Here is a 3836-nt window from a genome sequence, read left to right as displayed (position 1 = left end):
CCCCGGTCCCGACCCCGCGCAGAGACGAGGAACCATGGCACCCGCCCTCCCCAGACGAATCCTCCTCAAGGCCACGCTGCTCGCCATGGCAGCGCCGACGATGACGTACGCCGCCACCGGCCGGGCAGCCGCCGCCACGCTACCGGCGCCGTCCGCCTGGACGCTCCGGCCGTTCGAGCTCAAGGATGTCAAGCTCGGGCAGGGCATCTTCGCCACCAAGCGCCAGCTGATGCTCGACCACGGCCGCGGTTACGACGTCAACCGGCTGCTCCAGGTCTTCCGCGCCAACGCCGGGCTCTCCACGGGCGGCGCCGTCGCCCCCGGTGGCTGGGAGGGGCTGGACGGCGAGGCCAACGGCAACCTCCGCGGCCACTACACCGGCCACTTCCTGACGATGCTGTCGCAGGCGTACGCGAGCACCGGGGACCAGGTGTACGTCGACAAGATCCGGACCATGCTCGGGGCGCTGACCGATGCGCGCGCGGCCCTGCGCCAGGACCCGCGCATACTCAGTGTCACCGGGAAGTTCGGCACCGCCCAGGACAACGTCCGGGGCTCGTACCAGTACGTCGACCTGCCGGCCGCCGTACTCGGCGGCGCCTCGGCGGTCACCCTGTCGGCCTGGGTGAAGCCCACCCACAACGCCAACTGGCAGCGGGTCTTCGACTTCGGCAACAACACCACCCGGTACATGTACCTGGCCGCCCGCAACGGCAGCGGCGTACCGCGCTTCGCCATCACGACCAACGGGCCCGGCAGGGAGCAGGGTCTCAACGGCACCGCGGCGCTGCCGCTGAACCAGTGGAGCCACCTGGCGGTCACGATCAGCGGCAGCACCGGCACGCTCTACGTCAACGGCACGGCCGTCGCCCAGAACACGTCGATGAGCCTCACCCCGTCGGCTCTCGGAACCCTGGCGAACAACTGGCTGGGCCGCTCGAACTTCTCCAGCGACCCGGTGTTCGCGGGCGCCTTCGACGAGTTCAACGTGTGGTCGCGGGCCCTGACCGCGGACGAGATCACGTCCCTGCAGGGCAACCGCGCCGCCGACTCGTCCGCGGACCGCGGCGACCTGGCGTCGTACGCCTTCGACGAGACGACGGGCGGCACGTTCGCCGACGCCTCCGGCCGGGAGCTGACCGCCACCCTGCGCCGTACCTGGGGCGGGCCGAGCCACCCCGGGTTCCTCGCCGCGTACCCGGAGACGCAGTTCATCGACCTGGAGTCGAGGACCAGCCCGGACTACACCAAGGTGTGGGCGCCCTACTACACCGCGCACAAGATTCTCAAGGGCCTGCTGGACGCGTACCTCGCCACCGACGACGACCGGGCTCTCGACCTCGCGTCCGGCATGTGCGACTGGATGTACTCCCGGCTGTCCAAGCTGCCCGACGCCACGCTGCAGCGGATGTGGGGCATCTTCTCCAGCGGCGAGTTCGGCGGCATCGTCGAGACGATCGTCGACCTGTACTCCATCACCGGCGCGGCCGACCACCTCGCGCTGGCCAAGCTGTTCGACCTCGACAAGCTCATCGACGCCTGCGCCGCGAACACCGACACCCTGAACGGCCTCCACGCCAACCAGCACATCCCGATCTTCACCGGTTACGTCCGGCTGTACGACGCGACGGGCGAGACCCGCTACCTCACCGCCGCGAAGAACTTCTGGGGCATGGTCATCCCCCACCGCATGTTCGGCATCGGAGGAACGAGCACGGCCGAGTTCTGGAAGGCCCGCGACGTGATCGCGGGCACCATCAGCGACACCAGCGCCGAGTCCTGCTGCGCGTACAACCTGCTCAAGCTGAGCAGGATGCTGTTCTTCCACGACCAGGACCCGAAGTACATGGACTACTACGAGCGGGGGCTCTACAACCAGGTCCTCGGCTCCAAGCAGGACAAGGCCGACGCGGAGAAGCCCCTCGTCACGTACTTCATCGGCCTCACGCCCGGGCACGTGCGCGACTACACCCCCAAGCAGGGCACGACCTGCTGCGAGGGCACGGGCATGGAGAGCGCCACGAAGTACCAGGACTCGGTGTACTTCAGGAAGGCCGACAACAGCGCGCTGTACGTGAACCTGTACAGCCCGTCCACGCTGACCTGGTCGGAGAAGGGCGTCACCGTCACCCAGACCACGGACTATCCGAGGGAGCAGGGCTCCACGATCACGATCGGCGGAGGCAGCGCGTCGTTCGAGCTGAAGCTGCGCGTGCCGTCCTGGGCGACCAGCGGCTTCCGGGTGACCGTCAACGGCAGCGCGGTCAGCGGCACCCCGGCCGCGGGCAGCTACTTCACCGTGTCCCGGACCTGGAGCAGCGGCGACACCGTTCGGGTCACCATCCCGTTCCGGCTGCGGGTGGAGAAGGCCCTCGACGACCCGTCCCTGCAGACGCTGTTCTACGGTCCGGTCAACCTGGTCGGCCGGAGCACGAGCACGAGCCACCTCCAGGTCGGCCTCTACCGGAACGCCGCCCTCTCCGGGGACCTGCTGCCCTCTCTGACACCCGTGTCCGGCAAGCCGCTCCACTACACGCTGAACGGCACCGAGTTCGCCCCCTTCCACGAAGGTACCGAGGACCCGACGCACGCTTACGTCCGGCGTTCCGAGCCCGGGATCGCCTTCGGGAACACCGACTCCGGTGTCACCAACCCAGCCAGGTCCGACGGCACGACACTCCTCGACGAGATCTGGGCCGGGGCGCCCTTCCACAACAAGGGCGCGCTGGTATCGCGGGTGGCATCGACAGTCGACTCATGGGTCTCCGAGGGCCTGCTCACCGAAGCCGACGGAGAGAAGGTGGTCTCCACGGCGGGCAAGGCGACGTACGTGCCCTGACCGTCGGCGGGCTCCTCTTCGGAGCGTTTCGGAGCCTTTTCGGGGCGCGCCCGGGCACGCGGGCGTGCCCCGTCGCCGTACGCGCGCCGAGGTCGCTCGCGGTTGCCGCTCGTCCGCCTCGCGGAGGAGCCGGCGGGCGGCGTGTACTGCGTTCCGAGTAGGACGCCGGTCGGCAGGCGCAGGACGACGGGAGGGGCCCTTCTCGGGGATCCTGGAGTGGTCACCCGGGACCAGACGGACCAGACATGATGACCGCGAGACGACCGCCCAGACCGGAAGAACGAGAAGCCATGACCATCCGCGTCCTGCTCGCCGACGACCAGGCCCTCCTGCGGGCCACCTTCCGGATACTGATCGACTCCTGCGCGGACATGGAGGTCGTCGGCGAGGCCACGGACGGCGCCGAGGCGGTCGACCTGACCCGTGTCCACCACCCCGACATCGTCCTGATGGACATCCGGATGCCGGGCACCGACGGTCTGTCCGCCACGACCACGATCTGCGCCGACCCGGAGCTGTCGGACACCCGGGTCCTCATCCTGACCACGTTCGAGATCGACGAGTACGTCGCCCAGGCGCTGCGCGCGGGTGCGAGCGGTTTTCTCGGCAAGGACGTCAGCGCCGATGTGCTCCTGGACGGCATCCGCACCGTGGCCTCCGGTGACTCCCTGCTCTCCTCCCTGGCCACGCGCGCCCTCATCACCCGCTTCCTCACCACACCCGCGCCCAGTGCCCGGCTGGTCCCGCCCGACGCCCTCGCCGCGCTCACCACCCGTGAGCGGGAGGTCATGGCCCTGGCCGCCGAGGGCCTCCCCAACGACGAGATCGCCGAGAAGCTCGTCGTCAGCCCTCTGACCGTCCGCACCCACATCCACCGCGCCATGACGAAACTGGGCGCCCGCGACCGCGCCCAGCTGGTCGTCATCGCCTACCAGTCGGGCCTCGTCCAGGCGGCACCACCGCCGACGGTCTGACGCTCAGGGGCAGGGGCAGGGGC

Annotated in this window: 2 protein-coding genes; both read left to right on the top strand. The window is 69.6% G+C overall.

What is annotated here, in order from left to right:
* Nucleotides 1–34: 34 nt before the first annotated feature.
* Nucleotides 35–2839, top strand: coding sequence for a beta-L-arabinofuranosidase domain-containing protein (locus FNH04_RS42845; RefSeq protein ID WP_152791646.1), 2805 nt, complete (start codon nt 35–37; stop codon nt 2837–2839).
* A gap of 290 nt (nt 2840–3129) precedes the next feature.
* The gene (locus FNH04_RS42840; protein ID WP_152791645.1) at nt 3130–3813 is read left to right on the top strand and encodes a response regulator transcription factor; all 684 of its coding nucleotides are present in this window, start codon (nt 3130–3132) and stop codon (nt 3811–3813) included.
* The last annotated feature ends 23 nt before the right edge of the window (nt 3814–3836 follow it).

The organism is Streptomyces phyllanthi, assembly GCF_009377205.1.
Lineage (GTDB): Bacteria > Actinomycetota > Actinomycetes > Streptomycetales > Streptomycetaceae > Streptomyces > Streptomyces phyllanthi.
This window is presented reverse-complemented; position numbering and strand designations above follow the sequence as displayed.

Coding starts and splice junctions, on each gene's coding strand:
- FNH04_RS42845 (WP_152791646.1), top strand. CDS start 35: ATGGCACCCGCCCTCCCCAGACGAATCCTCCTCAAGGCCACGCTGCTC.
- FNH04_RS42840 (WP_152791645.1), top strand. CDS start 3,130: ATGACCATCCGCGTCCTGCTCGCCGACGACCAGGCCCTCCTGCGGGCC.